The following is a 379-nucleotide window of genomic DNA, read 5'->3' as shown; positions in this document are numbered from 1 at the left end:
AGGCCGACGCCGCGCGGGCCCGCCAGGAGGCCGACGCCGCCGGGACCACCGCCGACCGCGCCGGTCGCGAGGCCGCCGACGCGCAGCAGACGCGCGACCGGCAGCGCGGCATCGGCATGATCCTGCGCGACGAGGCCGCGGCGCTCCCGGTCTCCACCGACGAGGTCGGCGGGCAGGACGGGGAGCCGGAGGGGACCCCCGAGGGGTCGCTGGCCGAGCTGCGCGAGGAGTTCCAGCGGGCCCGCGACGCCTACGCCTCGGCCTCCGTCGACACCGACCTGCAGGGTGCGCTGGAGCGGGCCGAGGCCGATGCGCGGGAGCGGCGGGTCGCCGTCGACGGGCTGCCGCGCACCGTCGTCGAGGCCGCGACGGCGTTCCT

1 protein-coding gene is annotated in these 379 nt (G+C 79.7%); it reads left to right on the top strand.

All coding sequences use genetic code 11. The features are described 5' to 3' along the window. Positions 1-379: hypothetical protein (locus GTW08_RS10705; protein ID WP_202416977.1), on the top strand; the 379-nt coding region annotated here is incomplete at both ends.

It is taken from the genome of Pseudonocardia sp. SID8383, from assembly GCF_009864975.1.
In the GTDB taxonomy this organism is placed as follows: Bacteria; Actinomycetota; Actinomycetes; order Mycobacteriales; family Pseudonocardiaceae; genus Pseudonocardia; species Pseudonocardia alni.
This window is presented reverse-complemented; position numbering and strand designations above follow the sequence as displayed.